This is a genomic window from Schaedlerella arabinosiphila (assembly GCF_003885045.1).
GTDB lineage: Bacteria > Bacillota > Clostridia > Lachnospirales > Lachnospiraceae > Schaedlerella > Schaedlerella arabinosiphila.
The window spans coordinates 4,785,342-4,812,323 of the sequence record NZ_RHJS01000002.1; the positions used below are offsets into that span (position 1 = coordinate 4,785,342).

General features: G+C 44.6%; 28 protein-coding genes and 1 pseudogene. 6 read left to right on the top strand and 23 right to left on the bottom strand.

The window, feature by feature from the left end; translation table 11 throughout:
• Positions 1-172: 172 nt before the first annotated feature.
• Entirely contained in the window at positions 173-364 is a 192-nt protein-coding gene (locus EBB54_RS22510; RefSeq protein WP_125129076.1) for an Arm DNA-binding domain-containing protein, read from the top strand.
• A 73-nt stretch (positions 365-437) separates the two neighbouring features.
• Here EBB54_RS22510 and EBB54_RS22515 read toward each other — a convergent pair whose 3' ends face one another.
• From EBB54_RS22515 to EBB54_RS22570, 11 genes are all read right to left on the bottom strand, one after another.
• Positions 438-2,408: a DUF4885 family protein gene (locus EBB54_RS22515; protein WP_162307185.1), complete on the bottom strand. Its 1,971-nt coding sequence runs from the start codon at positions 2,406-2,408 to the stop codon at positions 438-440.
• Positions 2,409-2,626: 218 nt separating this feature from the next.
• Entirely contained in the window at positions 2,627-3,643 is a 1,017-nt protein-coding gene (locus EBB54_RS22520; protein WP_004071474.1) for a sensor histidine kinase, read from the bottom strand.
• Between the two features lie 30 nt (positions 3,644-3,673).
• Entirely contained in the window at positions 3,674-4,378 is a 705-nt protein-coding gene (locus EBB54_RS22525) for a response regulator transcription factor (protein WP_243127775.1), read from the bottom strand.
• A 36-nt stretch (positions 4,379-4,414) separates the two neighbouring features.
• The gene (locus tag EBB54_RS22530; protein ID WP_125129079.1) at positions 4,415-5,014 is read right to left on the bottom strand and encodes a DUF1349 domain-containing protein; all 600 of its coding nucleotides are present in this window, start codon (positions 5,012-5,014) and stop codon (positions 4,415-4,417) included.
• A gap of 95 nt (positions 5,015-5,109) precedes the next feature.
• Positions 5,110-6,714, bottom strand: a complete 1,605-nt coding sequence (locus tag EBB54_RS22535) for an AAA-like domain-containing protein (RefSeq protein ID WP_125129080.1) — start codon at positions 6,712-6,714, stop codon at positions 5,110-5,112.
• A gap of 20 nt (positions 6,715-6,734) precedes the next feature.
• Positions 6,735-7,361 (bottom strand): DUF4317 family protein, encoded by a 627-nt coding sequence (locus tag EBB54_RS22540; RefSeq protein WP_125129081.1) that lies wholly within the window; start codon positions 7,359-7,361, stop codon positions 6,735-6,737.
• Positions 7,358-8,122: a hypothetical protein gene (locus EBB54_RS22545; protein WP_125129082.1), complete on the bottom strand. Its 765-nt coding sequence runs from the start codon at positions 8,120-8,122 to the stop codon at positions 7,358-7,360. Before EBB54_RS22545 ends, EBB54_RS22540 begins: the two co-directional genes overlap by 4 nt.
• Before the next feature lie 126 nt (positions 8,123-8,248).
• Positions 8,249-9,142 carry a zinc ribbon domain-containing protein gene (locus EBB54_RS22550; protein WP_125129083.1) on the bottom strand — a complete coding sequence of 298 codons (894 nt, stop codon included), beginning with the start codon at positions 9,140-9,142 and terminating at the stop codon, positions 8,249-8,251.
• Complete coding sequence (locus EBB54_RS22555; protein WP_004071496.1) at positions 9,139-9,528, bottom strand: hypothetical protein; 390 nt, start codon at positions 9,526-9,528, stop codon at positions 9,139-9,141. Before EBB54_RS22555 ends, EBB54_RS22550 begins: the two co-directional genes overlap by 4 nt.
• The gene (locus tag EBB54_RS22560) at positions 9,518-10,042 is read right to left on the bottom strand and encodes an RNA polymerase sigma factor (RefSeq protein ID WP_125129084.1); all 525 of its coding nucleotides are present in this window, start codon (positions 10,040-10,042) and stop codon (positions 9,518-9,520) included. Before EBB54_RS22560 ends, EBB54_RS22555 begins: the two co-directional genes overlap by 11 nt.
• A 393-nt stretch (positions 10,043-10,435) precedes the next feature.
• The gene (locus EBB54_RS22570) at positions 10,436-11,947 is read right to left on the bottom strand and encodes an RNA-binding domain-containing protein (protein WP_125129085.1); all 1,512 of its coding nucleotides are present in this window, start codon (positions 11,945-11,947) and stop codon (positions 10,436-10,438) included.
• A 280-nt stretch (positions 11,948-12,227) separates the two neighbouring features.
• On the opposite strand from EBB54_RS22570, the gene EBB54_RS22575 reads away from it, so the two are divergent.
• Positions 12,228-12,938 (top strand): peptidylprolyl isomerase, encoded by a 711-nt coding sequence (locus EBB54_RS22575; RefSeq protein ID WP_125129086.1) that lies wholly within the window; start codon positions 12,228-12,230, stop codon positions 12,936-12,938.
• A gap of 56 nt (positions 12,939-12,994) precedes the next feature.
• Here the strand turns inward: EBB54_RS22575 and EBB54_RS22580 are convergent, their stop codons facing one another.
• From EBB54_RS22580 to EBB54_RS22595, 4 genes are read right to left on the bottom strand one after another with little or no spacing between them, the layout of a single operon-like run.
• Positions 12,995-13,642, bottom strand: coding sequence for an ABC transporter ATP-binding protein (locus tag EBB54_RS22580; RefSeq protein WP_125130962.1), 648 nt, complete (start codon positions 13,640-13,642; stop codon positions 12,995-12,997).
• A gap of 12 nt (positions 13,643-13,654) precedes the next feature.
• On the bottom strand, positions 13,655-15,103 hold the full coding sequence (locus EBB54_RS22585; protein ID WP_125129087.1) for an ABC transporter permease: 1,449 nt from the start codon (positions 15,101-15,103) through the stop codon (positions 13,655-13,657).
• Between the two features lie 3 nt (positions 15,104-15,106).
• Complete coding sequence (locus EBB54_RS22590) at positions 15,107-16,324, bottom strand: ABC transporter permease (protein ID WP_125129088.1); 1,218 nt, start codon at positions 16,322-16,324, stop codon at positions 15,107-15,109.
• 15 nt (positions 16,325-16,339) lie between these two features.
• Positions 16,340-16,873, bottom strand: a complete 534-nt coding sequence (locus EBB54_RS22595; RefSeq protein ID WP_125129089.1) for a hypothetical protein — start codon at positions 16,871-16,873, stop codon at positions 16,340-16,342.
• Positions 16,874-17,102: 229 nt separating this feature from the next.
• On the opposite strand from EBB54_RS22595, the gene EBB54_RS22600 reads away from it, so the two are divergent.
• Both EBB54_RS22600 and EBB54_RS22605 read left to right on the top strand, forming a co-directional pair.
• Positions 17,103-17,789 (top strand): response regulator transcription factor, encoded by a 687-nt coding sequence (locus EBB54_RS22600; protein WP_125129090.1) that lies wholly within the window; start codon positions 17,103-17,105, stop codon positions 17,787-17,789.
• Between the two features lie 39 nt (positions 17,790-17,828).
• Positions 17,829-19,133 carry a sensor histidine kinase gene (locus EBB54_RS22605; protein ID WP_125129091.1) on the top strand — a complete coding sequence of 435 codons (1,305 nt, stop codon included), beginning with the start codon at positions 17,829-17,831 and terminating at the stop codon, positions 19,131-19,133.
• 46 nt (positions 19,134-19,179) lie between these two features.
• Here EBB54_RS22605 and EBB54_RS22610 read toward each other — a convergent pair whose 3' ends face one another.
• Together EBB54_RS22610 and EBB54_RS22615 are read right to left on the bottom strand one after the other, a co-directional pair.
• Entirely contained in the window at positions 19,180-19,947 is a 768-nt protein-coding gene (locus EBB54_RS22610) for a nucleoside phosphorylase (protein ID WP_125129092.1), read from the bottom strand.
• A 5-nt stretch (positions 19,948-19,952) separates the two neighbouring features.
• Positions 19,953-20,534 carry a TetR/AcrR family transcriptional regulator gene (locus tag EBB54_RS22615; RefSeq protein WP_125129093.1) on the bottom strand — a complete coding sequence of 194 codons (582 nt, stop codon included), beginning with the start codon at positions 20,532-20,534 and terminating at the stop codon, positions 19,953-19,955.
• A gap of 180 nt (positions 20,535-20,714) precedes the next feature.
• Between EBB54_RS22615 and EBB54_RS22620 the strand changes: the two genes are divergently transcribed.
• Positions 20,715-21,182 (top strand): hypothetical protein, encoded by a 468-nt coding sequence (locus EBB54_RS22620; protein WP_125129094.1) that lies wholly within the window; start codon positions 20,715-20,717, stop codon positions 21,180-21,182.
• 181 nt (positions 21,183-21,363) lie between these two features.
• On the opposite strand, the gene EBB54_RS22625 is transcribed toward EBB54_RS22620, so the two are convergent.
• Together EBB54_RS22625 and EBB54_RS22630 are read right to left on the bottom strand one after the other, a co-directional pair.
• On the bottom strand, positions 21,364-21,777 hold the full coding sequence (locus tag EBB54_RS22625) for an EamA family transporter (RefSeq protein WP_004071522.1): 414 nt from the start codon (positions 21,775-21,777) through the stop codon (positions 21,364-21,366).
• Between the two features lie 32 nt (positions 21,778-21,809).
• Positions 21,810-22,346 carry a flavodoxin family protein gene (locus EBB54_RS22630; protein ID WP_125129095.1) on the bottom strand — a complete coding sequence of 179 codons (537 nt, stop codon included), beginning with the start codon at positions 22,344-22,346 and terminating at the stop codon, positions 21,810-21,812.
• Between the two features lie 141 nt (positions 22,347-22,487).
• Between EBB54_RS22630 and EBB54_RS22635 the strand changes: the two genes are divergently transcribed.
• Positions 22,488-23,348: an NmrA family NAD(P)-binding protein gene (locus EBB54_RS22635; RefSeq protein WP_125129096.1), complete on the top strand. Its 861-nt coding sequence runs from the start codon at positions 22,488-22,490 to the stop codon at positions 23,346-23,348.
• A 132-nt stretch (positions 23,349-23,480) separates the two neighbouring features.
• Here EBB54_RS22635 and crcB read toward each other — a convergent pair whose 3' ends face one another.
• The 4 genes and pseudogenes from crcB to EBB54_RS31395 form a co-directional block, all read right to left on the bottom strand.
• Positions 23,481-23,852: a fluoride efflux transporter CrcB gene (gene crcB / locus EBB54_RS22640; RefSeq protein WP_125130964.1), complete on the bottom strand. Its 372-nt coding sequence runs from the start codon at positions 23,850-23,852 to the stop codon at positions 23,481-23,483.
• A gap of 38 nt (positions 23,853-23,890) precedes the next feature.
• Positions 23,891-25,397, bottom strand: a pseudogene (locus EBB54_RS22645) (AAA family ATPase).
• A gap of 163 nt (positions 25,398-25,560) precedes the next feature.
• Positions 25,561-26,004 (bottom strand): hypothetical protein, encoded by a 444-nt coding sequence (locus EBB54_RS31390; protein WP_243127776.1) that lies wholly within the window; start codon positions 26,002-26,004, stop codon positions 25,561-25,563.
• Positions 25,989-26,264: a hypothetical protein gene (locus EBB54_RS31395; RefSeq protein ID WP_243127777.1), complete on the bottom strand. Its 276-nt coding sequence runs from the start codon at positions 26,262-26,264 to the stop codon at positions 25,989-25,991. Before EBB54_RS31395 ends, EBB54_RS31390 begins: the two co-directional genes overlap by 16 nt.
• Positions 26,265-26,982: the final 718 nt, after the last annotated feature.

The following is a 26,982-nucleotide window of genomic DNA, read 5'->3' on the forward strand; positions in this document are numbered from 1 at the left end:
GGCGCTATTCTTTATAACACTTATTTTTCCGGCGGTCAGGTGTACGCTGACCAACGGTTCTCTTGTCAAATATATTATATGCAATTTTATTGCCGTTGTCAAACCATTTATAGGCATTTCCATTCATTTCAAAAGGCACCGCCACGTGCAGGAATGAGAGGAAGATGATAAGATGCCAGCATATTATGACGAATCTACAAAATCATGGTTCTGTAAGTTCTATTACACGGACTACACCGGTACCAAGAAGCAGAAAAAGAAACGCGGTTTTAAGCTCCAGCAGGAAGCGAAGGAATGGGAAAACAAACCCGTTCAATGGGTTTCTGGACTCTCACACAGTATATTAGCTTCATCCAGCATGTAACTGATACGATTGCATATCATTATTGAAGAGGAAAGTATTAAACCAGAAACTTGAATGTTATTGTTACTGTCGATTATACAGCGGCATCAAACAGTGCTCCATTTTTGTATCCTATCGTAAGAACCGCGTCAATTCCCCTGTTCCATCCTTCTTTTGCGATTCGCCGGTATTGATCGTAATAATCTTCGAGCCTAAAGGAGACTGCCTCTTTACTTTCAGCCATTTCCTTATATTTATTCGAAAGAACCTCCCACAGATCGCTGCCGTCAGGAGTATAGAATCTGCCGTTTTTATTTTCCAGCGTTCTCAGATCATAATCGGTAAGCTGCTTTACCATATGGTAGACTGCCGCTTTCGCCTTATCCCCCTGCACATACTGGTTTGATCCCTGCTGTCCTATATTGATATTGCTCTGATTGCAGTATGAAATATGGTTGTACAGAGAATGGCCATTCTCTCCGAAATTCAATGCAGACTCAATCTCCGCGGCAAGCTCTTTTCCCACTCCCTCCGCATGGATCCTGTAATCATACGGATCTACTGTCAGATACAGTTCTGTGCCGTCAGGGATTACGATTCCGTTTGCGGAAAAGATCTGGTTGATACAGTCATTGATCTGTCCCCGCATTTCCTGATTGTATTCCTGATCGGCCTGAAAGGAATTACAGCCCCCAAATGTCCTCTGGATCACCGGATCGTAACTATTAAGAGACGGCTCCCTGCCGCACAGCATCCCAATCTCCTGCTCCATCCCAATCTCCCGTTCCAGTGGTGACAATCCACGAATATAATAGGGGGATTTCGGATTATAGTATTTATCACGGATATGCTGTGACGGATTTGCAAATCTCAGGTTCTCTTCGTTCTGTTTTTCATAATATTCGTCCAATACTTTCAGGTACTTTGCATACTTAAGCGCCGGATTAAATTTGGGAAATGCCAGATTCGGGTCTGCTGCTTTCCCGGAAACCGTTTCATCCTGTGATACTTCCTCGGTAGTTTTTGCTTCCGTCTGCTCCTGTGACGCGTTCTCTTCCTGTATCGTTTCCTCCTCTTCACCTTCCGCTTCCGCAGGCAGATTCGGAAGAAATTCCTCCTGCCAGTCCGTCTGGCCGACACCATAACCATATTCCGTATCAATATCCAGCAAATGTCCGTCAATGTACTCCAGGCTCAGGGAATGATCCGGAGAGCCTTCCCATCCGGTTTTCGCCAGCTTCTCATAGCCTTCCTGATATTTCTCCAGCTGGAACGGAGAATAGGCTTCGGCTTTTTCCTTTAACTCCAGCCACAGATCGCTCCCATCCGGCGTATAAAACTTTCCGTCTTCATTTTGAAGCTCGCGAAGGTCATAGCCTGTCATTTCTTTCACAAGATGGTAGAGTACGGATTTTTCAGCTGTCTCCGAGTTATATTGGGAAGGGTTATCATATCCGAATTTTGACGGCGCGCATCTTTGGATATGGGTAAATAAATTGAATCCATTTTGCCCCTGATTCAGTACCTTTTCAATTGATTCTGCCAGCGATTTATCCTCCAGCCCTTCCACCCGGATATAGTAGTCGCAGGAATCTACTGTCAGGCGGAGGGACTGCCCTTCTGGAATCTGGATTCCATTTTCCTTAAGCAGACCTTCCACTGTCTGTTCTGTTTCCTGCCGTACGGCACGGTTTGTCAGCAGCTCCAGTTCTTTGATAGTGGGCCATGTGGAACGATCTTTTGTCAGGTCGCGGTATTGTCCTGCCAGCTGTATAAATGTCTTATCAGTGGAGGAAAGTATTCCGCTTTTCAACTGCAGCTCAGGCTTCTGCTCCGGCTGAAAATAGGTCGTCTGATCCTCTGCTTCTTGAATCCGGCTCTCTGCCTGGCCGGGAGCTGTTCTGGATATCAGTACCTCGTCTTTTGAAGCAGGGATTTCTTTCTGCTGTGCATCTCCGGGAGTCTTTGCCGCCGAGTACGGAGCCTGCGTAGAGTTCCTCCGTCTGCTGACCGCTCCTTCATAATTTGTTACGGATTGATAACTGGTATTCATATTTGTATTCATAAAGCATCTCCTCATATAACCACGAAACTATGGCAGTTCCTGTAAAACCGCCATAGTGATTATTGATAACTCTTACTTCTTAACTAAAATAACTCATAATTCGTATTACGAATATCATATTCCCAATTAATCCTCATGCTTAAATTGCTTAAACGGGTACTGGAATATGCACTTTGATAATACCTAACCCGGATAAACCGGAAAAGTTATTTTGCATTTCACTGAAGCAAAAACACCGAAAACGTCGTCCCTTCCCCCACCTTCGATTTCACGCTGACATACCCTTTCTGCCGGGTAATGATGCCGCGCGCCAGGTACAGCCCCAGCCCGACGCCTTCCTCCCCCGCCACTTCCTCCGCCCGGTAAAACCGCTGAAACACATCGTTGTAATGCCCGGCGGCAATTCCGATTCCGGTATCCGTGATATCGATGCGGGTATAAAACTGCCACGGACGCACGCGGATCGAAATGCTTCCGCCCTTCGGCGTATATTTTACCGCGTTATCCAGGATATTTCCCAGCGCTTCCGCGGTCCATTTGGCATCGTGTCTCACAACCGCATGGCTGTCGCACGCAACGTCAATCCGAATCTGCTTCTGATCCGCCGTTGCCCAGATGCCGTTCACCGCCTGGGCGATGGTATTGTACAGGCTGCCCTCTTCCATATGCAGCGTAAATGTCCCGGTTTCCAGGCGGGACATCTTGATCAGAGACTGCATCAGAAAATCAAGCTTGTTGATCTGCCCGGTCATGGTGTCGAGAAATTCCGCCCGTTTTTCGTCAGATAACCGATGCTGCTGCAAAATATTGGTAAACATCCGGATATTCGCAATCGGAGTTTTTACCTGATGGGAAATGTCGCTGACCAGCTCCTGAATCGTCTGCTTATCCTGCTCGCTCTGTTCCCTTCCCTGCTGCATTCTGTCATAATACTGCAAAAGCTTGCCCTGAACCTTCGATACCTGGGAATCCTCATAGGGCTGGTAATTCTCCGGAGATTCCCCGTTCATGAGGGCATCCACCGTCCCGCAGATATCATTTGCAAAATCCGACTGCTCCTTTTTCTGACGCCCATCCCACAGAAAAACAAGAACGAATATGAGGACTCCTGCTGCCGGCAGAAGCGCGTGCAGACATCCGGAGGGAATATATTCCCACAGGCTTCCGCACAGAATCAGCACAAGGGCCGTGGACATCAGTATCCTTTTTTCAGATAAAAATTTCATTCTGCCCATCTCTGTTCTCCATAAACAGCGCCCCTTTTTTTACTTCCCGCCTGTCCAGATATACCCCATCCCCCTGACCGTCCGGATGTAGGAATGGCCTTCCTCCTCGATCTTTGCCCGCAGCCGGTTCATGGTGACAGTCAGCGTATGGTCGTCAATATAATTTTCATCACAGTCCCACAGCTTTTCCAGCAAAGTCTGCCGTGTTACGATATTTCCCGCGTTGGCGGTCAAAAGCCGCAGCAGCTTGTATTCATTGGGCGTAATGTTCAGCTTCTCCCCGCTGCGGACAGCCGTCAGCGCCTGAAAATCCAGACGCAGAAATCCGTCGTCGTAACCGTCCTCCACAGCCTTCGCGCCGGAATTACCGCGGCGCAGCGCGACCTCAATCCGCCGCTTTAAGATCTGGGTATGAAAGGGTTTGGTAATATAGTCGTCCGCGCCAAGGTCGAAGCCGTTCAGTACATCCTCCTCCAGGTCCTTTGCGGTCAGAAATATGACCGGCAGATCCGCAGCAGCAGCCTTAATCTCCCGGCAGAGGTCGAAGCCGTTTCCATCCGGAAGGTTCACATCCAGAATGGCCAGGTCAAAGTGCTCGTCCTCCAAAAAACGGCGCGCCTTCCGGCAGCCGTAAGCCGCCACGGTCAGGTAGCCGCTTGTATCCAGTTCAAAACACAGACCTGCGCTCAGGGCCAGGTCATCTTCAACAACTAATATTTTCTTCACATGCATTTTCCTTTTCATTCACAGTATAGAAAAAGCTGCTTGCAGGATATCTGACTAATCCGGCTGCTGCCCGTCATGCGCTTTCCACTGACATTCTGTGATCTGCAGATTGGAAAATACCGCTTTAAAGGAAGAATCCTCCGGGGAACATGCGTAGATGCCGAACCGGATCTTCCCCTTCCCCTGGTGCATATGGCAGATCCGCATCTGGCTGAATGCAGTCCCGTCCACAGAGCACTCGATGCAGTAATCATCCTCCCTCCGGCTGAAACGATACCACATGGATTTTACAGAGGCGTCAATCTCCGTTGTCGCCCAGTCCGAATATCCGTTGTTGGTCACAACGCTTCCCAAATGCTGGAACTCGTCATTTTCATATTCGATGGAGCCCTTCAGCCAGTTCTCACTGTCTAAATACATCACGATGCCGCACTGGTCAAAGCGATGATGGCTGTCATGAAATTCCGTCTTCACCACAAAGCTGAAGTACTGCTCCTCCGTTTCCATCTGCAGCACCGGAGCATTGTCATTCTGAAAATGATAATACGTCCTCTGCCACAGGTCTGTATGAGGCTTTGTGACAATTTCGATTGTGTCCTGGTTTATTTCATAATGTTCCGGTTCCCTTGTCCAGGTGAATTTTTTCAGATCCATTTTCATCCTCCTTGAATATATCAAATCATCTGTTCAGAGCAAAAACGCCGGCGTTTCTGTAAATGTACTGAATGAATACAATATTTCCCTGCTGGTCATACCACAGCCTCTATCAAAATCTTATCACCGACTACAACCTCAAAGACGCCTGTTTTCTTCTTTTTATTAAAATTAAAGCTGACCATATATCCTTGATCTATATGGTAGTCGTCCAGATAGCCCGCAAGCTGTCTCTCTCCCCGCAGGTTATATTCATTTCCATGCCAGACCTTCATTTCGATCACAAATTGCTCCCCCCGATAATCCACTATAAGGTCTGTGCGTCCCATACTTCTGGTCTGTGATTCAATATAATAATTACCGGTTCCATTAATGATCGGTCGAAGGTAGAGCAAAAAATACTTTCTGCCGACATCTTCAAGAAATGCTTCATCACGATCATGATACAAATCATCAAAATGCTCTACAAATTTTTCCAGAATACGCCTCATGTTCAAACGACCGCCTACAAGGAACTGATTCCTGTCCTTCAAGGATGCTTTATATAACTTCTGTCCCTGAATTTCAGCAGTGGATAAATATCTGTTGTAAAGTCTCGTCTCGAAAATACGGTTCGAAAGTACTGCATTTCCGTTCCGGCAGCATATAAATCCAAACATGAACGCTGCATCCATTGCCGGATTATCTGGATCATAAGCAATACTTTTTCCGGTAAAAAGCAGATCCTGCAGCATTTCGTCCAATTCCGGATAATCCGCCAGCTTCCTGTTCAGAGATTCAAAAAGCGTATTTTTCTCAGCCAGAATCATCCTGACCGCCTGGTGAAATCCGTCTCTCGTCCATGCCGCTTTCTTAGAATCAAACTGCGGTATTTTGCTGACATTTTCATCAATCAATTTGCAGAGTCTTGATACCAGGTACGGATAACCGGATGTATAATCATAAATCAATCCGGCCATCTCTTCTTCATTCATACCGGTTTGATGATCGGCTTCATACTCCCGGAGCATTCCCTGGATTCCTTTTTTGGACAAACTCATGTCAATGTCAAAGTCCGCAGCAATATTCCACGGACTGTTCATCTTGTGCTCATCCTCACGGCGAAATTTTTGTTTCAGATTTTTTACGTCATAAACCCCGGCCAATATCACTGACCAAAAAGCCGGCTGCGAAGCCCGCCTGATATAATATGCCCTCAATTGCGCCAGAAAGTCGAGAAAAATCTGATTATTGCTGACGCTGTCCACCTCATCAATCATCAATACAATCGGCCTGGGGGACGCACCGCAGATATCGCTTAAATATTCAAATAACCTCTGCAGCCGGAAATTTGTCGGCTCTTCATTTACAATGCGGTACATTTCATCGTATAACGTCTTTACCCCATCAGACAAGGAAGCGTTGTTTCTCCTAAATACCCGCAGAAAAAACCTGCCGAACGACAGCGCAAATATATTTTCATTTTCAAATTCTCCTGCGCCCAGCATCTGAAAATCCAAAAAAACAACATCATAATCAGCCTTAAGATATTGCTCCAGCGCAAGCAATGTTGTCGTTTTTCCGTACTGCCTTGCTTTGTTGATGGTAAAGTAGCTTCCCGTATCAACCAGTGCTTTTATCTCCTGCAGGCGCCCGGCAATATCCACCATATAATTTTGCTCCGGCATACATGCTGCAGTCACATTAAAAACTTTGGACATAAATGCACACGCTCCTTTTTTCACTCCGCCCCAAGAATCTCTCCCGCCAGCTCCCTGTGCGGCCTGTCCGGATTTTTCTGAAATACATTCACATGGTTCAGGTCGCCGCTGCGGTCTGTAAATGCAGGAAATAAAAATCCGCACTCCGGTTCCCCCGGCTCGTATTCGTCCGCAAGGGGGCAGATCACGCAGATCAGATATTCAAACACTTCCTCCGACTCCCACAGCCGTTCCTTGTCCGCCGCTTTCGCCGGGATATCGTAGCGGTCATGGAACATCAGAACGGCATATTCCGAATCCGTCTGATAACGTTCCATGACAACATCGTAAAATGTATCCAGCAGGGCGTCATTTTTCAAGCCGCATTCCTTCAGCGCCATAAGGAGCTGCCACATGCTGCCCGGCTTCTGGGCCTCCGCTGAAAATTCATATTTTTTCAGGTTCTGATTCGTATCGGAAAACGGAACCGCTTTGGCCAGCTTCAGATTCCTGGCCTTATCCGATCCCGACAGCTTCAGGAAATTCGTATTGAAGCTGCCGTCAAATTCCCCGTCCCTGTCCACGTAGCATCCCGCAATCCTTGTGATGGATGTCCGCGCAGGCGTCATCCGCCGCGTCAGCTCCAGCATATCTTCCCTGCTGATCATATATCCTGCTCCTCATCCGCGGGCTGGGAAACCGTATCCTTCTCCTGTTCCTCCCCGTCGTTCAGCTTTTCCTTCTCTTTTGCATTCTCCTCTCCCGCCTCTTTCACGGACTCATTCAGCTGCATATACCCTTTCATGGCCTTTGTGTAAAGCTGGTCGGCTTCGCTGAGCACATCCCCCAGGCGTTCCCGCTTGCCCTTGCTGGCTCCGCCCCTGCTGTCGTCCAGCTTCACCTCCATGGAGATCACACTGGCATCCCGCTCCTTCTGGTCATGGGCCTTGTGAATCTGGCTCACCTGCTTATAATCCAGGGAAGCGTTGCTGATGTTATTCAAAGATTGTATCTGCTGTTCCTCTTTGGTCTTGGGATCTTTCTCGTCCTTCTTTTCTTCCTCGGCCTTCTCGAGCTGGTCCTCCACCATCTGCTTCAAGGTCTGCGAAATCTCTGTTTCCACATTGCTGATCTGCTCCTCATACAGAGCCACCATGGCCTTGATGGAATCCCAGTCGCCGCCGCTTGCCATCAGCTCGTTCTTCCGCTCGATCAGCTCCCGCTTGCGCTCCATCAAAAAGTCAAGCCGGCCCTCCATCTGGTTATTCGGAGAAATGTTTACCCGATCCTCCCTGCGTTCCTGTCCGTCCTTCCGCTTTCCGGACTGGGCGTCCCGCGCTGCCTTGCGGTTCATCGAATTTGCCGCCATCTGCACCCGGTTCCAGGTGCTTCCCGCCTTTCCTCTGCCTGATTGTATATGAATCTGCATACTTCCCGACTCCTTTCTTCTCTGCTTTCTGCTTATAATATTTATCGTCAGGGTGGGAAAATCTGTTAAGGCAATTTGGCGCACATCCGGATTTTTCCGATATACAAGGTTTGTCAGGATTCAAAGTCATTGTATATATATTTCTGAAGACGTATCTTTCACACCATTGATCTGAAGCCTTACATGGATTTTTCCATTTTCAAATTCATCCAGCGGATATTCCAGCGGTTCCGAAAGATCTGTCACATCAACGGAACGGGCCGTGTCTCCCTGTACCAGCCACAAAACAAGGGTTGCTCCGTCCGGGACGGTTTTGCAGGAAATGTCTGCGTGAAGCATTTGGGTGTCCGCGTCCTGGATCTTCATATTTTGTTCCTTAATAAATCCTTCGCTGGCGCTGCCGAACTTCAGCTTCCAGACGCCGTCGATAAAACTGCTTGTAGTCATCCCGATAACGCCCGTGTTCCAGACCCGTTCATTAGAAGCAGCGTTCGTGTTTATATTGTTTCCCGCGGCAGCAGTGACAATAAAACCAGTGAGACAAACCAGCATAAGCGCCATGCTGATCACACCGCCGATGATCCATTTCAAGTGATGCGTTTCCTGTTTTACCATGATTGTATCATCCTCCTTATTTTCCATATGCGTTCCGCATTCTTCACAATATTTTGCTCTCAGAGAAATTTGATGCCCGCAGGCGGGGCAGTCCCTTTTTATTTCCGGACGACGCAGAACATAAATCATCCATCCGATCAAGGGGGTGGCGACCAAAACTACAATCGCCCATAATATCGGGTCGTCGCCCCGTTTCCCGCAGTCCTCATATACCCATGCCGCCAAAAAACCGGACGTGCACAAAGCAAAAATAACGACGCCGAGAAGCAGCAGCGGAATCCCCACGGACAGTCCGCTGAATCCCTCGCTTTTCAGAAAAAACAGACCGAACCGAAGGAATACCAGCAGGAAAACCGCCCCGACCGTGATATAAAGCAAACGCTTCCTGTTCTTTGTATGTTTCATGCCAATACACCTCTTTTCCTGATATGGATCGTAATGTCCTCTTTCATGTTTGTTCTTTTCACGCCGACTATGGTCAGCAGTACGCCCGCCAGCCCGATGTAAAAGCAGATGCCTGCGGCGAAGTAAGACAGATACGTGTTGCTGATTACCATTAAGGCAGCCGCCGCCAGCATCGCAAATGCTGCCAGATTCAGGATCATGGGCAGATACCAGAGGGACAGCGCACGGGTCGCAGGCTGTTTTTTCATGGCTGCTTCCTTCTGGTACAGCGCAGCTTTGAGTCTCTGGTTCAGCTCCGGGGCCGGCTCATCGGCCAGCTTCATAGAAGCCCGGATAAGTTCATCCAGATTCTTTTCTTTCTCAGTATAAAAACGTTCATCGTTCATAGCCAGATTCCTCCAATCTTTTTTTAATCAGCTTTCGGCCTTTAAATAACCGGCTCTTCACGGTTCCGGGCGGTTTTTTTATAATCGCCGCGATCTGCTCGACGGAACAGTCGGAAAAGTAAAACAATGTCAGCGGCACCCGGATTTTTTCCGGAAGCGTCCCGATCACCTGATCGACCTCCGCAATCAGCTCTTTTCGAAAATAATTTTCTTCAATGCTTTCCTCGGAGCGCAATACCTGTTCCGCTTCATCGTCCAGATTGCCGCAGGGGGCGATTTTGTTCCGGCGGGCCTGTTTCCGCCTGTCGCTCCTCCAAAGATTATATGCAAATGAAAAAAACAGGGCTTTCGGATTCTGCTCCCAGTCCAGCGTCTGCCCAGTCTCCAGCGCCTTCAAAAAAGACTGCTGGTACAAGTCCTCGGCATCTGCTTTGTCCATACAGAGTTTCAGGCAAAATCTATAAATATCCGTACCAAACTCGTCAATACATCTCTCAATTTCTCTTGCGTCCAACGTCTCACCTCCAATGCCCTTTCACTCTATATTCGCCGTGACCTTATGAACGGTTCATTTTATTTTTAAAAAAAGTTCCAGCTGTGCTCCAAAAGGGGCTGCCGGGAAATCGCTGAATTTCCCGGCAGCCCCTGTCTGACACTGTTTAACCGTTTCTGAAACGTAGTATTTTATCCCTTTCGTCTTCGGGCCAGCAGCCATGTCATCACATGAACCGCCTGCTGGAAGCTGCCCTGTTCAATACTATAATACCTCACTGCATATATCCTTCGCGCCTTCGTTTTACACAGCTTCAAAAGATAATCAAAAGATAAAAACTGCCTGAAATCAAGTTTCTGTCAGCTTTTTATTAAATTTTGAATATTTTCAAAAGATAATCAAAAGATAGAATCCTTATTCCTTTATTTTGAGATTATCTAACGCAATTTGAAGCTGTGTGATTTTTTCATCAGATGTTTCTCTAATGGTATACCTTGTTGCAGGTCCATTACCTGTCTTTTGCACTAATTTTTTTCCGTTTAATATCTCCAACCACTTTCTTATTTTATAATCTGACAAGCCTGTCTCTTCACGCATCTTTGAAACAGAGATTGGTTTCGTGCTTTTTAAGATAACTCTCAAAATAGTTTTTGCCTCCTCTTCCAATTCGGGATATGAATCAGCAAAGTCTATATTCCATATTCTCAAATCCGTTTTTTCAATATCTGTATATACTTCCGGCGTATGCACACCGCCTGATGCTGTTGTTGTAAATATCAACGGTCCACCATAACCCTGCCGCTCCGATGCGCCCAGCCATCGAAACATCTTCATAATAATCTCATTTCGCGGTCTGGAATCTCCACCGGTTCGGAACTGCTGCAAAGATACCAGCATCTTTCCCGGATTCAGAAAGTGAAACCAACCATCGAAAACCTCAATTTTTATACTTGGATATGCCTGTACATAATCAGCGTGTGCAAGGCAGTTGATCAAGCACTCTCTCAGCACTTCATCAAAATCAGACAATGGTATCCGGAGCTGCCCCTCGTCCAATTCAAAAGACTCTTTTAACAATATCTTCATCTTTTCATATACAATTGAGTAGAAGTTGAATATATTCATCTCATAATCACTTGGTTCATCATCCGATACCCGATCAATCCAACGCGGATTATGTCCCTTGCGATTAAAATAGTCTAAATGATAATGCGGGTACACCTCCTTTATCGTGCGTTCCTGTCCTAAAAATAATAGTGCTCCACGCCTGAGTTTCACCTCGCCCGACACACGATCCACAAAGCAAGCCCCTATTTCCGCCAAAAACTCCTGATTTGTCATTTCAAGATATTTCTTCTTCGGAAAACGCTTATTTACTTTTTCTTTATAAGTAATCACAGAATCCATGTCTAAATCGTCAATCGTAAAATGTTCTATCGGCAAGCTGTCATGGCAAGGCGTTGCATTTCGCTCAAATGCTTCTAATTCCTGTTTCGTAGCCCTGCGGTCCCCGTCACCTGTTCTGATAAAAGTGTTTTCTCTCTTCCCATTAAAATAAACAGGTTTCATCGGCTCCGGAGCCTCTTTTACACATACAATCATTATTTCAGCTCCATCTATATTGACAACATGGATGTCCTCATTATCTACGCTTCTATAATTGATCTTGTTCGGATTTGACAGCATATTCCACAAATTTATTTGTGTTTTAGATATATTTCCGACTCCCTGAATCGTATTCACAGGATCCCCTTCAATAACACCAAGCAAAATCCATCCTCCCGATGTATTGCAAAATGCAGAATATGATTCCCAAAAAGCGGCAGGCAGCTCCACCGCTTTCTTCAGTTCAATAAAATATTTCTCATGAATATTTATAATCCAATCTTTTAATTTTTCTAAATTTTTAAAATCAGGCTGCTCCATGCGGTAACTATACCTCCCAAACTTTTCTAAACTATGCCGAAAATCGTTTTATACACTCTTGCACAAATTTTTAGTTACAGTTCACGGCCCAACCGATCGCGAACTAATACCAGTATATCATATATTTCTACTTTCCAATACCCTTGGATTGTAATCTGTTTTTCCGTATGGTAAAATACCTTATGAAACGGCCGTATGGCCATGATGGGGTGCCCTCGGGCATACCTTATGAAACAAACAGTTTCATGCTGGAAATCTTTTACAAATCGGAGGTAATGATATGAAAAAAATATTTACTTGCTTCCTGTGCGTCACCCTCCTTGCCGCCGTCCTCACCGGATGCGGTTCGAAAGGGGATGATTCCGCGCAGGCGGACACAGGCAAAACGGAAAGTACAGACACCGACCGTACAGAAGGTACGGACAAAGACACTTCAAAGGATACGGACACAAGCAGTACAACGGACGCCTCTTCGGAAAAAGAAGCCTATCTGGAAGGGCTGCACCATGTTGAAATCGAAGTGCAGGATTACGGCACCATTGCCCTGGAGCTGGATGCGGATACCGCGCCGATCAGCGTCACCAATTTTATCCGGCTTGCCGAGGACGGTTTCTATGACGGCCTCACCTTCCACCGGATCATCAGCGGTTTTATGATCCAGGGCGGAGACCCGAAGGGAAATGGAACCGGCGGTTCGGACAAAACGATCAAAGGCGAATTTTCCGAAAACGGCGTGGAAAATGAGATTTCCCATGTGCGGGGCGTAATCTCCATGGCAAGATCCAAGGCTCCCGACAGCGCATCCTCCCAGTTTTTCATTGTCCATGAGGACAGCCTGTTTTTGGACGGAAACTATGCCGCGTTCGGCCATGTAACCGAAGGGATGGAAGTTGTGGACAAAATCTGCGAGGATACGCCTGTGCAGGACAGTAATGGAACGGTGGACAAGGGTGACCAGCCCACGATCACATCTGTTCAGGTGATCGATTGATGTAAAACGAATTTTGCGGACATTGACAGGCAGGCACAAGAACGCTTTGCAGCTGGTTAATCTGGCAGCTCTGTAACTGATTCAATACAGCCATCTTTAATCATGATAATTTCATCTGCCTGTGCCGCAAGATACTTACTGTGCGTTACTACAATGACGCACTTTCCAAGCTCATGCGCCGTTCTTTTTAGTAATTCTATGATTTCCCCCGCCGTGTTTTCATCAAGGTTACCCGTCGGCTCATCTGCAAGCAGCACTTTCGCGTTGCTTGCCAGTGCTCTTGCAATGGCAACCCGCTGCTGCTGGCCGCCCGATAGCTGCAAAACATTTCTTTTCCAATCCTCACAAGGAATGTTTACTTTCTCCAATAAATCCTGCGGCTTTTTTGTTCCGCCAAGCCGCACGTTTTCCTCTGTCGTCAGATAATCAATCAAATTATAATTTTGAAAAACCAATGAAACATGATGCTTTCTGTGGTAGTTAAGTCCTTTTTCCTGTATATCTTCACCGTTATACAAAATGGTTCCTCTCACAGGCAGATCCAGTCCTGCAAGCAGGGACAGGAACGTCGTTTTGCCTGCCCCGCTTGCACCGACAATCGTATAAAATTTCTTTTCTTCAAACTGCATGGAAACATTTTTTAAAATTTCTTTTTCTTTCTGAGATTTATAAGAATACTGCACATTCTTGACTTCTAATACCATCATTTTGTCCTCCTAACTAATTTCACTGAAAATATCTTTTGGATTTTTACGGGCAATCAGAATGCCGGCAGCCCCAACCGATATTACAACCAACAACGCTACGCCGAACCAATCGTACAGCATGAGTTCTGGTGTAACGGCGACGGAAACGCCTGTAACTGTTTCCTCTGAATCCACCGCATTTTTTGCAACTTTTCCTTCCTCTAAGACAGACTGCTCCGTTGCCTTTTGCACCTGCTGCTGTACAAGATAATCCGCTGTAATATCAGAAGCGGCGGGCGCAGCCGTAAAAGAGAGGAATAGGGCGGCGGCAGCGATCATGGATGCTTCCAATAATATCTGCCCCAATATTTTTATCTTCGGTGTGCCAAGGGCTAATAAAATTCCGATTTCCTGCACCCGCCCTTTCATCCAAAAAACAAATACTAAAAATAGGATGATCAGGCTGGCTCCTGCAACTACGATAACTAATATCTGGCTGACATTCTCCAAATCATTGAAATTTTTCGACATCTTATCAATATTTCCGTTGTTGTCAATCAAATCATAGCGTTCCCATCCAATATCCGCTTTCTGTATCTCTTTTTTTATTTCATCGTATTGGTTCACGTCTGCCACTTTGAAATATGCTTTTTCGTACAATGCACCTGATGTACTTCCTTCTGCTTTTTCTGGAAATCCTAAATCGGTAAAGATAATATTTTCAGAACGGTAAGTATCTCCGGACATGACAGGCGTCATTTTCTGCTGAACCCTGTAAATCCCAACAATCTCCGCCCCAAAGACGGTTCCATTCTCTATATCACGGCGGTCATTAAATTGTATTCTATTTCCAACCGACAGGTTGTTTTTTGCGGCAAGTTCTTCTGAAATCACGCATACGTCAACATCCTCCTCCGTTATCATCCGTCCCTCCTTCATTGTTACATTTCCTGACAGGACATTGGCATCCAATGCCATATCTTTATTGCCGATTAAGCTGACACAAAGTAAATCAGAGCTCTGGTCTACATCATCATCCTCAATTCTGGAAAAATCCACAGGATTCACTGCTGTAACGGCGGTTGTAATATTATACTCGGAAATGCCGGAAACAGCGGCAATCTTTTCCATATCATGGATTAAAATTGTCTGGAACGAATTATCATATGATACTCTCCATGACGTACCATAGTTTGTTTCTATTTTTTCGACATTCACGCCATCGAAATTCCCTTCTTCCCCCTCGGTCTTTTTTTCAAGAATTTCATCTGCCCTGTTCCGCTTGTTTGCTTCGTTTGCTTCTATCAGAAATCCAGCCCCTACTGCCTGCTTTGTCTTATTCTGGGTGGCGATGCTTGCGTTTCGGCTGGCCATGCCCGATAAAAAAAACAGACTGATCATAAATACTACAAAAAACAGAAGTATGCTTTTGACTGGTTTGCGTATAACCGAACGCCACGCCATTTGGAAACTATTCATTGTCTATCCCTCCATTTTCGATAAAGTTTCTTTGGGGTTCGTTCTTAATATCGGGAGCAGGGAAACTATGACTGCCGCCAATACAAGCAGGCTTCCCAAACCTGCCAGAATGCCTACATCTTTGAACTGTAATAACACTTCTAAAGAAATGTCTGTTGTTCCAGATTCCGTAAGGAAACCTTGTAAAATGCCCGCCATAAAGTTTCCAAAACAACATGAGCCAAGGACAGCGAATGCAAAGACGAAAAATGATTCCATAAATATCTGTAAAAAAATACTGGCTTTTGATTTCCCAACACTGATAAAAATAGCAGTTTCTTTCTGCCGTGTCCGCATCCACATACAAAGCAGTAAAGATACGATCACCGTTCCTGCCAGAAGCGTTAGGGCAAGCATAAGCTTTGCAGCCCTGGTAATCTGTTCTAATGGCAGAGACATTTGTTGATACAAGGTATCAGATGTCGTAGAATCTGCTTTATCAGATAAATATTTGTTCAATTCTTCCTCTAATAAACTTAATTGCTCTGGATTTTTGCAATAAACAGCAACTTTGGCATAACCCTCCGTTTCAAATAAATCCGAATAGGAACTGTTATCTATGAATATCTGATTTTCAATACGGTTTACAGAATCCATTCCTTCTGGCTGCCTGCTTTCATTTCCAGATAAAAAGATACCGACAATTTCTAAGGAAACCCGCTTTCCATTGGTATTTTCTAATTCTATCAAGTCTCCTGATTTTAATTGATTGGCATCCGCAAGATAAGAGTTGATAACAATCCCTTTTATGTCCCCCGCAATATAACTGCCAGATACAAGACGGTATACCCCTTCTGAAAACCCGCTGTCATTTTCCAGATTATCGTAGGATAGAAGGGATACTTTCTGATTGGATGCTTCTGTAGAATCGCTGCCCGTAACCAATTGGAAATTTACAGGAAACGCATCGTTTTTTGCCAGGCAGTTTACTGTGGAAACTTCCTCTAAATCCTTTATCCATTCCACGTCATCCAATGTAATCCTGTCATCCTCTTTCAAAATCCCCATGACAACTTTTGCTTTTGTTTTTTCTCCAATTGCCGTTTTTGAATCAGCCGTTGCACGGAGAATCATGTTTGTGCTTAATATCATGCTGCTCACAATGAGCAGCACAAAAAACAATAAAACTGTCTTGGCTTTTTTTCGCTTCAAATACCGAAACGCAAGCTGATAAAATGCCATGTCTATTCCTTCTTCCTATTCATATTGGGTAATGATTACTTTTGCAGCTGTAAAATTTTCTGTATCGTCAAAATTCCCATAAAGCAGCAATGATGTTTTTTTCTTTATATCCGCTTTGGCAGCTTCATTGACCATGGCTTCTCCAGTCGCTATGCTTATCACTGCTCTCTGGAATATGCAGTTATCTCCATATTTAATAGTCACTTTTGCCTCCTCATTTTCGTACCCTTCCGCGATGACGACAGCCTCGTCAGCATGATCTGATGTTACTTGGTTAACCACGCATCCATGATCTGAAAACTCGATTACATCTCCCTGCAGATCAGATGCCGCAATGATTTCATCACCATCCATACTCCCGACATTATTTGAATTGTTCTCATTGGAAATATCTTTTTTGTCAGAGCCTGTTGTGCCATTTTCAATATAAGTATCTTTAGCTTCGCTTTCTCCGTTTGTGCCTGCTCCTTTTGGCGCACCGCAGCCTGCCAAAGCAAACATACTTGCCCCAACCACGAATGCCCGCATGAATTTTTTGATCTTCATCATTCTTTTCCGCCTTTCTTTTTGATATGTTTGTATTTAGTATTATGGTTTTTAGATGCCCTGCAAGGATGCACGGCATTCAGATAACGAAGCCATTGTATCTAAAAACCCTGCTAAAAATCCTGTAAAATACAAAAAGATATAAGTGACTTTTTAGAGGATTTTTACAGAATTTCATATTATACTAATACTAAGTGGATTCTATATTCCTAACCAGGAAAGGATTAAAAAAATGAAAATACTTCTTTTAGAAGATGATTTAGAGCTTTGCAGCTTGATACAATCACAATTAACAAAAAACGGGTATATGGTTGATGCTTGTAATGATGGGGAAAGTGCCATGCTGTATGCCTTACATACAGATTATTCCTATGATTTGGCTATTGTGGACAGGATGCTCCCTGTTATTGACGGGCTGACAATTATTAAAGCTATGCGGAAAAAAGGCATCCAGATTCCTGTTATTATCATTACAGGGATGACCGCCCTTAATGAAAAGATAGAGGGATTAGATGGCGGGGCTGACGATTATTTAGCCAAGCCCTTCCATATGCAGGAGCTGCTTGCCCGTGTGAGGGCTTTAACAAGGCGTCCAAGCGAAATAAAAGCAGAGGATAGTCTCTACTACGCAGACTTGTGTTTTAATAAATCAAACCGTGGACTGACTTGCAGCCTAAAGACTATTTTTTTAACAGCAAAAGAGTCTGAATTGTTATATGTCCTTATGAAAAGTCCAGAAACACTTTTCTCAAGAGAACAATTGATATTGAAAATATGGGGTACATCATCGGAAGTTGAACAGGGAAATGTTGATAATTACATTTCTTTTTTACGGAAACGGTTAAGGGAATTAAAGAGTATCTGTGAAATAAAAACCGTATATGGGGCTGGATATTCTCTAACCCAGAAACGGAAATAAAATGTTTATGTCATACAAGCGACAGATTGGAGACCACAAATGCTGAAACCACTGTCAAAAAAATTAAATGCTTTTTTTATAACGACTATTATGTTAATCATTACCTCAATTATGATGATTCTCTGCAAAAACTATATCCACATGGAGCAATCAAATGAGATTATTTTTTTTCAGAAAATGGTTACGCAGATGATATACCAGCTTGAAGATAGCAGCCAGGATTTTGAATCTATTGCGGATTTCTACCATGAGTACAAACGCCCTATATTCTGCTATATTCAAGATTCCTCTGGAAAGATGATATACCAGACAGATTCTGACTTTCCTACGGATGCAGACACTCTTTTGGAGCGTTTCCGCATACAGACTGGCAAAGAAGATATTTTCATAATCACAAATGATAAGAAACCGACTACAAACCAAAGCGGTATATTTGAGTTTCATGGAACGAGAAATGACGAATATTTAGGGATACTTGCAACGATTGTAATGCCAAATAACACGGCTTACCACCTGTCGCTGATTTACAGGCAGCAGTCCTTATTTGATATTTTAACAAAACAGGCTTTCCTTTATGTTTCCTTATGGTTTCTTTCCCTTATTGCCGTGTCGATTATGAGCCATTTTCTAATAAAGAAAGCATTAGAGCCAACGGAAGTAATGTTGAAAAGCCAGAAGGATTTTATAGCTTCTGCTTCGCATGAATTGAAATCCCCGCTTGCCGTTATTCTGGCAAACGCAGAAAAGCTGGAACAATTACAAATAGATCATACTGAATTTAGAAAATCTGTTAACATCTTAGACAATGAATGCATGAGAATGTCGAAACTGGTCAAGGATATGCTGCTTCTGGCTTCTTCTGATGCCAAATCATGGACTTTATGCAAAAATATCATTGATATAGATACATTATTAATCTCCTTATATGAAGCTTATGAACCGATCTGCATCAGCAAAAAAATCCGCCTGCGCTTGGAAATCAGTGAAAGCAGTTATCCTAAATTCTGTGCAGATGGAGAACGGCTTTTTCAGATATTGTCAATTTTTATGGACAATGCCATTCACCATTCTATAAACAATGAGCAAATCGAAATTAAAACAGCAGTAACGGCAAAACATATCACATTTTTCGTAACCGACCACGGAAGAGGCATTCCAGAAGATGTTAAGCCGTATATTTTTAACCGTTTCTATTGCGCCGACGAATCAAGGACAGATAAATCAAATTTTGGATTAGGACTCAGCATAGCAGACGAGCTTGCAAAAATGATGAATGGTAAAGTTGGCTGCAAAGACACGGATGGGGGCGGGGCTACATTCTTTGTCACACTTCCTTTGAAATAGTCGAATGTCATATCTCCATGCAGGCATGGCTGCATGGAGATTTACTTCACGGGAATAAAAGGCTGCATTCCAAAGCGATGGTCATATATTTATCTCCAGCGCTCATGCCGTAATCCGTCAGGTCCCGGGGTTCCCATTTGTCAGAATCCAGGCTGTCCGCCCCGTAGAAAAACTGGATGATCGGTACATTGCGGAATCTGGCAGCGGCCATGGAGGCCGAGCATTCCATCTCAACTGCAATGCAGCCCTGCTTTTTGCGCTCCGCCACCGCTTCCTGCGTCTCCCGGTAGATCCCGTCGGTGGTCCAGATTTTTCCCACCGTATAGGGGATCTTGTGGCTTTCCATGCATCTCACCGCCATTTCGACCGAAGCGCTGTCCGCATGGATTTCCTCGCTTCCCGGAATATAATGGTAGCTAGTGCCCTCATCCCTGACGGCTGACGACGGGATGATGATCCTGTTGTCAGCGGCCGCCTGGTTCAAGATGCCGCAGCAGCCAAACTGTATGATTTTCTCTGCTCCCATGGCGATGATTTCCTCCAGCCCGGCCACACAGGCGGGAGCGCCTACCCTGGAGAGAAATAATCCCACCTTTTTGCCCGCATATTCGATCTCGTACACAGGAAGCGCACCATTCGCAGTATACAGGCTTGCAATCACATTTGCCGGATTCCTCCGGACAAATTCCTGGATCACGCCCTCGGAAAATGTTGTGATGCACACCTTCGGAAAACCGGCCTTTTTTTCCATCACATCACAGGGATTGATCATTGCGTTTGGTTCCTCACAAAAACGTTCAAAAATCGTTGCCATTCCATTCACCCCTTTACCAATATTTTTTTGATTTGTCTGACAATCCCGGAGGGTATTCCCTCATCCACCGGCATCAGCTTGCTGTACATCCTTACCCCCTGATACGAAAATACGATCAGATGAAACACCGCCTCAATGTCCACCTCATGAAATTCCTTTCGGTCTATGCCGTACTGTATCAGCTTTTTCCATGTATTCGCGGATATCAGATACTGCTGGTATAATGCATTTTTCTGTCCCGCGATCTCCGGAAGGCTGAAATACTCATAGATTGCCGTGCTTAATGAGGAACGGCTGTCAAGCATTTCCTTCCTGTAGCCCTCCAAAATATCATCCAATATCGTTACGGCTGATTGATTCTGCCCGATTCTCAGGTCAAATTCCTGATCCTGCCGGCTCATCATATCATCAATCATTTCCTGAAAAATCTGGCGGGTGCTTTCATAATGGCAGTACAAACCGCCCCGGCTCAACTGTGCAGCCTCGCAGATATCCTTCATGGTGACCTGTTTAAACCCCTTTTCCGCAAATAAAACTGCAGCGCATTTCTTGATATGCTCCCTTGTTTTCTGTCCTTTTTTATTCATCAGTATACCCACTTTCCGACACATGTGTCTTATATTATACGACACATGTGTCGGATTGTCAATATTTTATCCTCCTGACCCTTTGGCAGCAAAAAAAAGCCCGTCTGCTTCATCTGAATAAAATCTTCATTTATTCTGCCGATATTTTGAATATCACATAATAAGCAAGGAGGAATTTTTATGTCAATGACAAATCTTATGATGGCTGGAAATACGCTGATGCAGATGCGCGCTATGCAGTCTGCCAGCACACAACTGCAGGGAAGGGCAAACGTATTAAAATCAGAGCTGGAACATGATCAAAATCCAAGTGAAAATAAAAAAGCCCAGATGGAAGAATTAGAAGGCCGGGCCCAGGATGTCATGGACCAGATGATGGAAGCAGCCCAGAAGACAAATGACGACTTGAAACAGAACGCAGTAGAAAAGGACCAGAAAGACGAAACCAGCAAGCTGAATGAAAAGAAGGATGAGGAAGATTCCAAAAAAACCGCAGCAGACCGGGTAGAACTGTCCGAAGCGGGCAAAGATTCCCAATCTGCAGCAGCACTCATCATCCCCGACAGCGGTTATTCCTATACCAGTACCGGTATGCCGCAGCCGCAGCCTGCGCAGGCGTTCGCTTTAACAGTGGATATTACGGCATAATAGAAATGTAATCTCATTGCGGAATCAGATGCCGCAGATAAATGTAAATGTATTTTATGATTACGATTCACAGTCATTTCACCCGCATGCGCAAAAACAGCCGGCAAAGCTGTCTGCCGATTCTGGGCATCTTGATTTTTTGCTAATGTGGGTGAAGTGGCTGATTCCAGGCAGCCCCATTTTATAGAACCATCATCAAACTCCCCGTCCCAATCAAAACACAGCCGATCAATGATTTCACCGTAAATTCCTCATGTAGAAACAGAAACGCCAAAACCAATGTGATGACCACACTCAATTTATCAATCGGCACAACCTTTGACGCTTCGCCCAACTGCAGCGCCCTGTAATAGCACAGCCACGAACCGCCCGTTGCCAGACCGGACAATATCAAAAACAGCCAGCTTTTTCTGCTTATTTCAGAAATGCCGTTTTGGGCATGGGTCAGAAACACCATTCCCCATGCCATCATTACCACGACCACCGTGCGGATGGCTGTCGCCAGATTGGAGTTAACACCTTCGATGCCGACCTTTGCCAGTATTGAGGTGAGCGCCGCAAAAACTGCGGATAACAATGCAAATAGGAACCACATACCATCTCACGTCCTTTAAAAACCAAATTTATTTACAGATTCTTCCCCAGCTCATATGCCTGCTTCGGATATTCTGAATCCAGGATGTCATCGAGTACATAGCAGGCTTTTGCAGAGACGATCCCCGCATCCTTCCATTCCAGATATTTTACCATGCCCTTGTAAGAAGCAGCCGCGCCCTCCGCCGATTCTTCTGTTTCATCCCCATATGTAATCATCAAAACCGCCTTTTTATCCGCCCCCTTCAATGCGGAATTATTTGCGTAAAAACGGTCTATGACAGCTTTTATCTGCGCATTTATATCATAATAATAAATGGGAGAAACAAATACAACTGCGTCCGCCTTTAAAAGCTCCGGGTTCAACTCCTGCATGTCGTCTTTGAATACGCAGGCCCGGCTTCCCTTCTGACAGGAATCGCATCCGACACAGGGATGCACATTTTTAAATGCTGCGTCAAACCGGAAGACCTCATGCCCGGCTTCTTCCGCTCCCCTGATAAATGAATCTGCCAGATATGATGATGTTCCTTTTTTATGCGCGCTGCCTGTAATGACCAAAATTTTCATCTTCCAATTTCCTCCAGATTGTATTATCATTTTATTGTGATATGGTCATTATAGCATGGGTTGCTTTCTATAAAAAGACCGATTTTGAAAAAGCGAATGCTGATGAAACCAGCAAATCAAATTTCTTGGAGGAAAAAAGCAATGGGCAGAATATTGATTACCGGTGCATCCGGAAATGTAGGAAGATATGTTGCGCAATATGCCCTTGAAAATGGGCAGGAGATCACGGCTGCAGGCACCCGCACCGGCAAGCTCTCTGAAATGTTTCAAGACAGGGCAGAGATCGTTTATTTTGACTTTACTGACCCAAAAACCTTTCACGGCGCTTTAAAAGATGTTGACAGGGTATTTATTATGCGCCCGCCGCATTTGGGAAAGCCCGAAGATCTGAAGCCTTTTATAGATGCTTTGAAAGAAATGGGCGGAATCCGGCTTGTCAGCTTCCTCTCCCTGATCGGCGTTGAGCATAACCCTTTCCCACCGCACCACAAAATTGAAAAGTACATAGAACGGGCCGGCCTTCCATACTGCCATATACGTCCTGGCTTTTTTATGCAGAACATCAGCGGAGTTCACGCATTTGAAATCAAACATTTCAACCGGATCGTCGTTCCTGTAAAAAAGGCATTGACCAGCTTTATAGACGCAGAGGACATTGGGGAAATCACGGCCAAAGTATTGAGTGAACCGGAAATGCATCAAAATAAAGGGTATTCTATAACAGGCCCTGAAGCAATCGACTACCGGCAGGCTGCGGAAATTCTATCAAAAGAACTGGGCCGGGAAATCCTGTATACAGACCCAAATCCATCCTTTGCCAAAAAATACTGGATCGAAATCAGAGGTTTGGAAAAAGAATACAGCACGGTTATGGGAATCCTGTATATGATGACGCGTTTTGGATCTGCAAAGGAAGTCACCTCCGTCTTTGAGCAGATTATGGGAAAAAAGCCCCGGACATTTCAGCAGTTTGTCAAAAAAAATCTGGCAGCCTGGCAGTAAAAGCGCTGCTGTTCACAGACAGATAAAAATGACAGTCAGATTCGTCGGGCGAAGTTTGTGAGAAACTGATTGACAGTTTTTATCTGACTGGAATCAGTCACGTAAAGGCATCACTAATCTCTCCGCCCGATATCATCCCTTCCGGATGATTCCCTGTCCCGCGAATACGGCGGCCGTTCCGCACACCACGCTCAGAATCGCGTACAGCGCTGCAATATGCGCTCTTCCACCCTTTATCAAATCTCCCGTTTCCAGTGCGAAAGAGGAAAAGGTCGTAAAACCTCCGCATATTCCGGCCTTTAAGAACAAAACTGTTCTGGGATTGAGCCAGTCTGTTTTCATTGCCAGCGCCGCTATGATCCCTATGAGGAAAGATCCTGCTATATTGATTAAAAATGTCTTTATCGGAAATGCGCATCCCTCATTGAATGGGATCAATCCGATCAGATATCTGCAGACCGCCCCGATAAATCCGCCTGCTCCGACAACAATGCACTCGACCATAAGCTGCTCTCCATTTCTCATTTCCATAACATCTTCTGTCATCCACTGTATATCACTTTACATGTTTTCTTATAACATGCGATCCCAAACTTATGGATTGTCTGCATTCCTTCCTGTATAAGCGCAGCTGCATATCCCCCATCCTCAATCTGTTTCATCGCTTCACGGCACGCAAAATCAAATGCCCCGTCTTCCGCATATTTTAGTTCGATAACACACCCGATCTTCTCTGACGGAATTGTAATCTTGATATCCGTGTAACCTGTCCCCGATTCCGCATTGGATTTTACAATCCACCTTCCTTCTGCTTTCAGCAATCCATGAGCGAATTTTCTTCTCGTAAATTCCCAGAACTTCCCTGTTGGGAATAACCAGCCGATGGTATCCCCCATCCGTCTCCCCTTGATCCGTCAGATAACCCGAAGAAAAAAGCGCGCTCCATAAATATGTCTGACGGGTATCTATATCCTCACTGTCAAAATCTGTATATGTCAGTTCAGGAAGCAACTGTTTTTCTACATATCCGCCGGAAATTAATACTTCAATCTCTGCTTTCGTCGTTTCCGTAGCTTCCGACAAAATATCCTGAACAATGGCATTGCTGCTGCTATTTTCCCAGTGCGGTTCCATGACCGCGTCTTTTTTTACTCTCAATTTGTCGCACTGGTTGATCACATCCCAGGGGCAATATACATCAACCGCTCCAAAATGATATCCGTCATACCATTCCTTTACATCAGAAAACCTATCTTCCACCCCATAATACTCCATCATTGTTCTGACTTCATCATCTGTGAATCCAAAATATTCCGCACATTCCACATCGGAAATGCCGCGGATCTTAAAATGATTTAAACCTGTAAAAATACTTTCTCTGGCAATACGCAGACATCCTGTAATAACAGCAAATTCAAGATTTTTATTTGTTTTAAGCGCCTGGCTGAATACAGACCGGATAAAATGTACCATCTGTGTATAATAATGATTTTGATATGCTTTATCCAAAGGAACATCATATTCATCTATTAAAATGATCACGCCCTTTCCATAATGCTTGTTCAGCATTTCTGAAAGCAGCCTGATACTTTCCTGCTGTACATCCTCTTCCAGATATTTTGCGTACAGTTCCCGCAGTGACTCCTTATCTATCTCTGTAAGTTTATTACTTTCCAGCAAATATTGATGCCTGCGGGCTTCTGTTTTTATGACTCGGGACATCACCTTTAACGCTTCCTCATAGGATGCTCCTGTTACATCTTTCAGACTGATCATAATAACAGGATATTTCCCCATATGTCGTTCACATAGTTCTGCTTCTTTCTCGATCTCCAGTCCTTCAAATAATGCGGCGTCTGTCCCAATCTCAAAAAACGTCTTAAGCATATCCAGGTTCAGACTTTTTCCAAAACGGCGCGGCCTTGTAAAGAGATTCACACTTCCCCGGTTTTTTAAAAGATCTGCAATAAATCTGGTTTTATCCACATAGTAAAATCCCTTTGTTCTGATATTGCCAAAAAATTCTTCCCCAATCGGAAGCTTCATCATTTCTGCCACACCTCCCTGTGAAATATTTTCCTGTTCTTCCCCTGATATAAAATAATTCCAGCTGTATGGATGAATGGGTTGGATACTCTTTAGAGTATCCAACCGCACAGCCGGAAACAATTTGCATAAAGCAGGATCAAAGCCCTGGGGCAATGGGCGGCCGCTATGAAACAAATGCAATGTTATATTTTTTCAACAACTCCATCGCCTGTGCAAGCTGGGCTTCCTTCCGGGCAAGCTCCGCTTCTTTCTCTGCAAGAGAAGCCTCCTTTTCTGCCATCTCCGCACGCATGATCTCCATCCCCTTCTGGATTCCGCGGTTTTCAATCTGATCCAGTATTTCACACATGTTTTGGTCACCTCCTGATTTTTTTCCCTTTTGGGCATTTATAAATCTCCTATCCCCTGTCATAACAGACATAAATTTTAATACGGCATCCACATGCCGGATCGTTTTCCTTCCGGGGGTATATTTTTTGTTTTTTCGTTTTTGTACAAAATAATCCGCCACAATTCGAAAATCGCTTCTGAATAATTTTACCTGTTCTTCTGTCAAATACGCCACTTCAAATATGTGGATCTTATAATCGTTTATAAAGTTTTCCATGCCTTCCGGAAGATCCACCATCTCCAAAATCGACCTCGGACCATTCCAGTGGGATTCTCCGAAGTAAAGGACGATGCGTTATCTCGTTCTTCCTCATGCAGCTTCCCCTCGTCTGCTTTATACTGGGATCTGACCTTCACAGGCATCAGATCCCTGGGCCTCACTGCCTGTTTTCCTTTAAAAACAAGCGCATTTACGATGTCGGCAAACACATCGTTGTAATCTTCCAGATTTTTTTCTACGATATCTTTTTGTCCCATCCATACTCCTCTTTGTTTTCCCTTATATTATAGTTCTTTGGCTGCCGGAATACAAGTACAATCAAGGCATGCGATCACTCCTTTCCCAGTATAGTTTATGTTCCCACCTATGGGGTTCACAGAAACGGTATAACAGTTTGTTTTTTCGTTTCAAACATTGAAATCAGGCGATACAGCCTTGAAAATGGAATAGAAATTTTCATATCAGATATTTAGAATGTTTGAAAATGTACCCACTGGAATTGTGGGTGTTTTTACTTTACCAAATGCAGGAGTAAAAAGCAACACAAAAATAAGGCTGAAACACTATATGAGTGCCCCAGCCGTTACTGTGAGCACCCGGCCAGGGTGTGAACCAATGTCATTTAGTTAATATATGGACGAAATCCGATGTTCCACTCACCGGTGTTCACCCGTCTTGTTGGCTTCAACCCGCGATATTACTGGGGTTATTCTATCTGAAAACCTTGCATCTGAAAATCCATTTTCATGGAAATTATTGTTTTTTTCAGCAGAAAACTCAGATGGATGGGGTAGAGCCTTTTTTAAGTGGGGGTCTAACCATTCTTTTTGATTTTTTTGCGGAATTTTATATTAGTACTTGACAAATCAAACAAAATGTGCGGCCGCGCTCGCTGCTGATCCTCTTTTTAGAGGTAGCGAGCGCGGCCCTTGGATTTAGAGCGATATATGATTCTAATCCAAGGAGGTACATTCG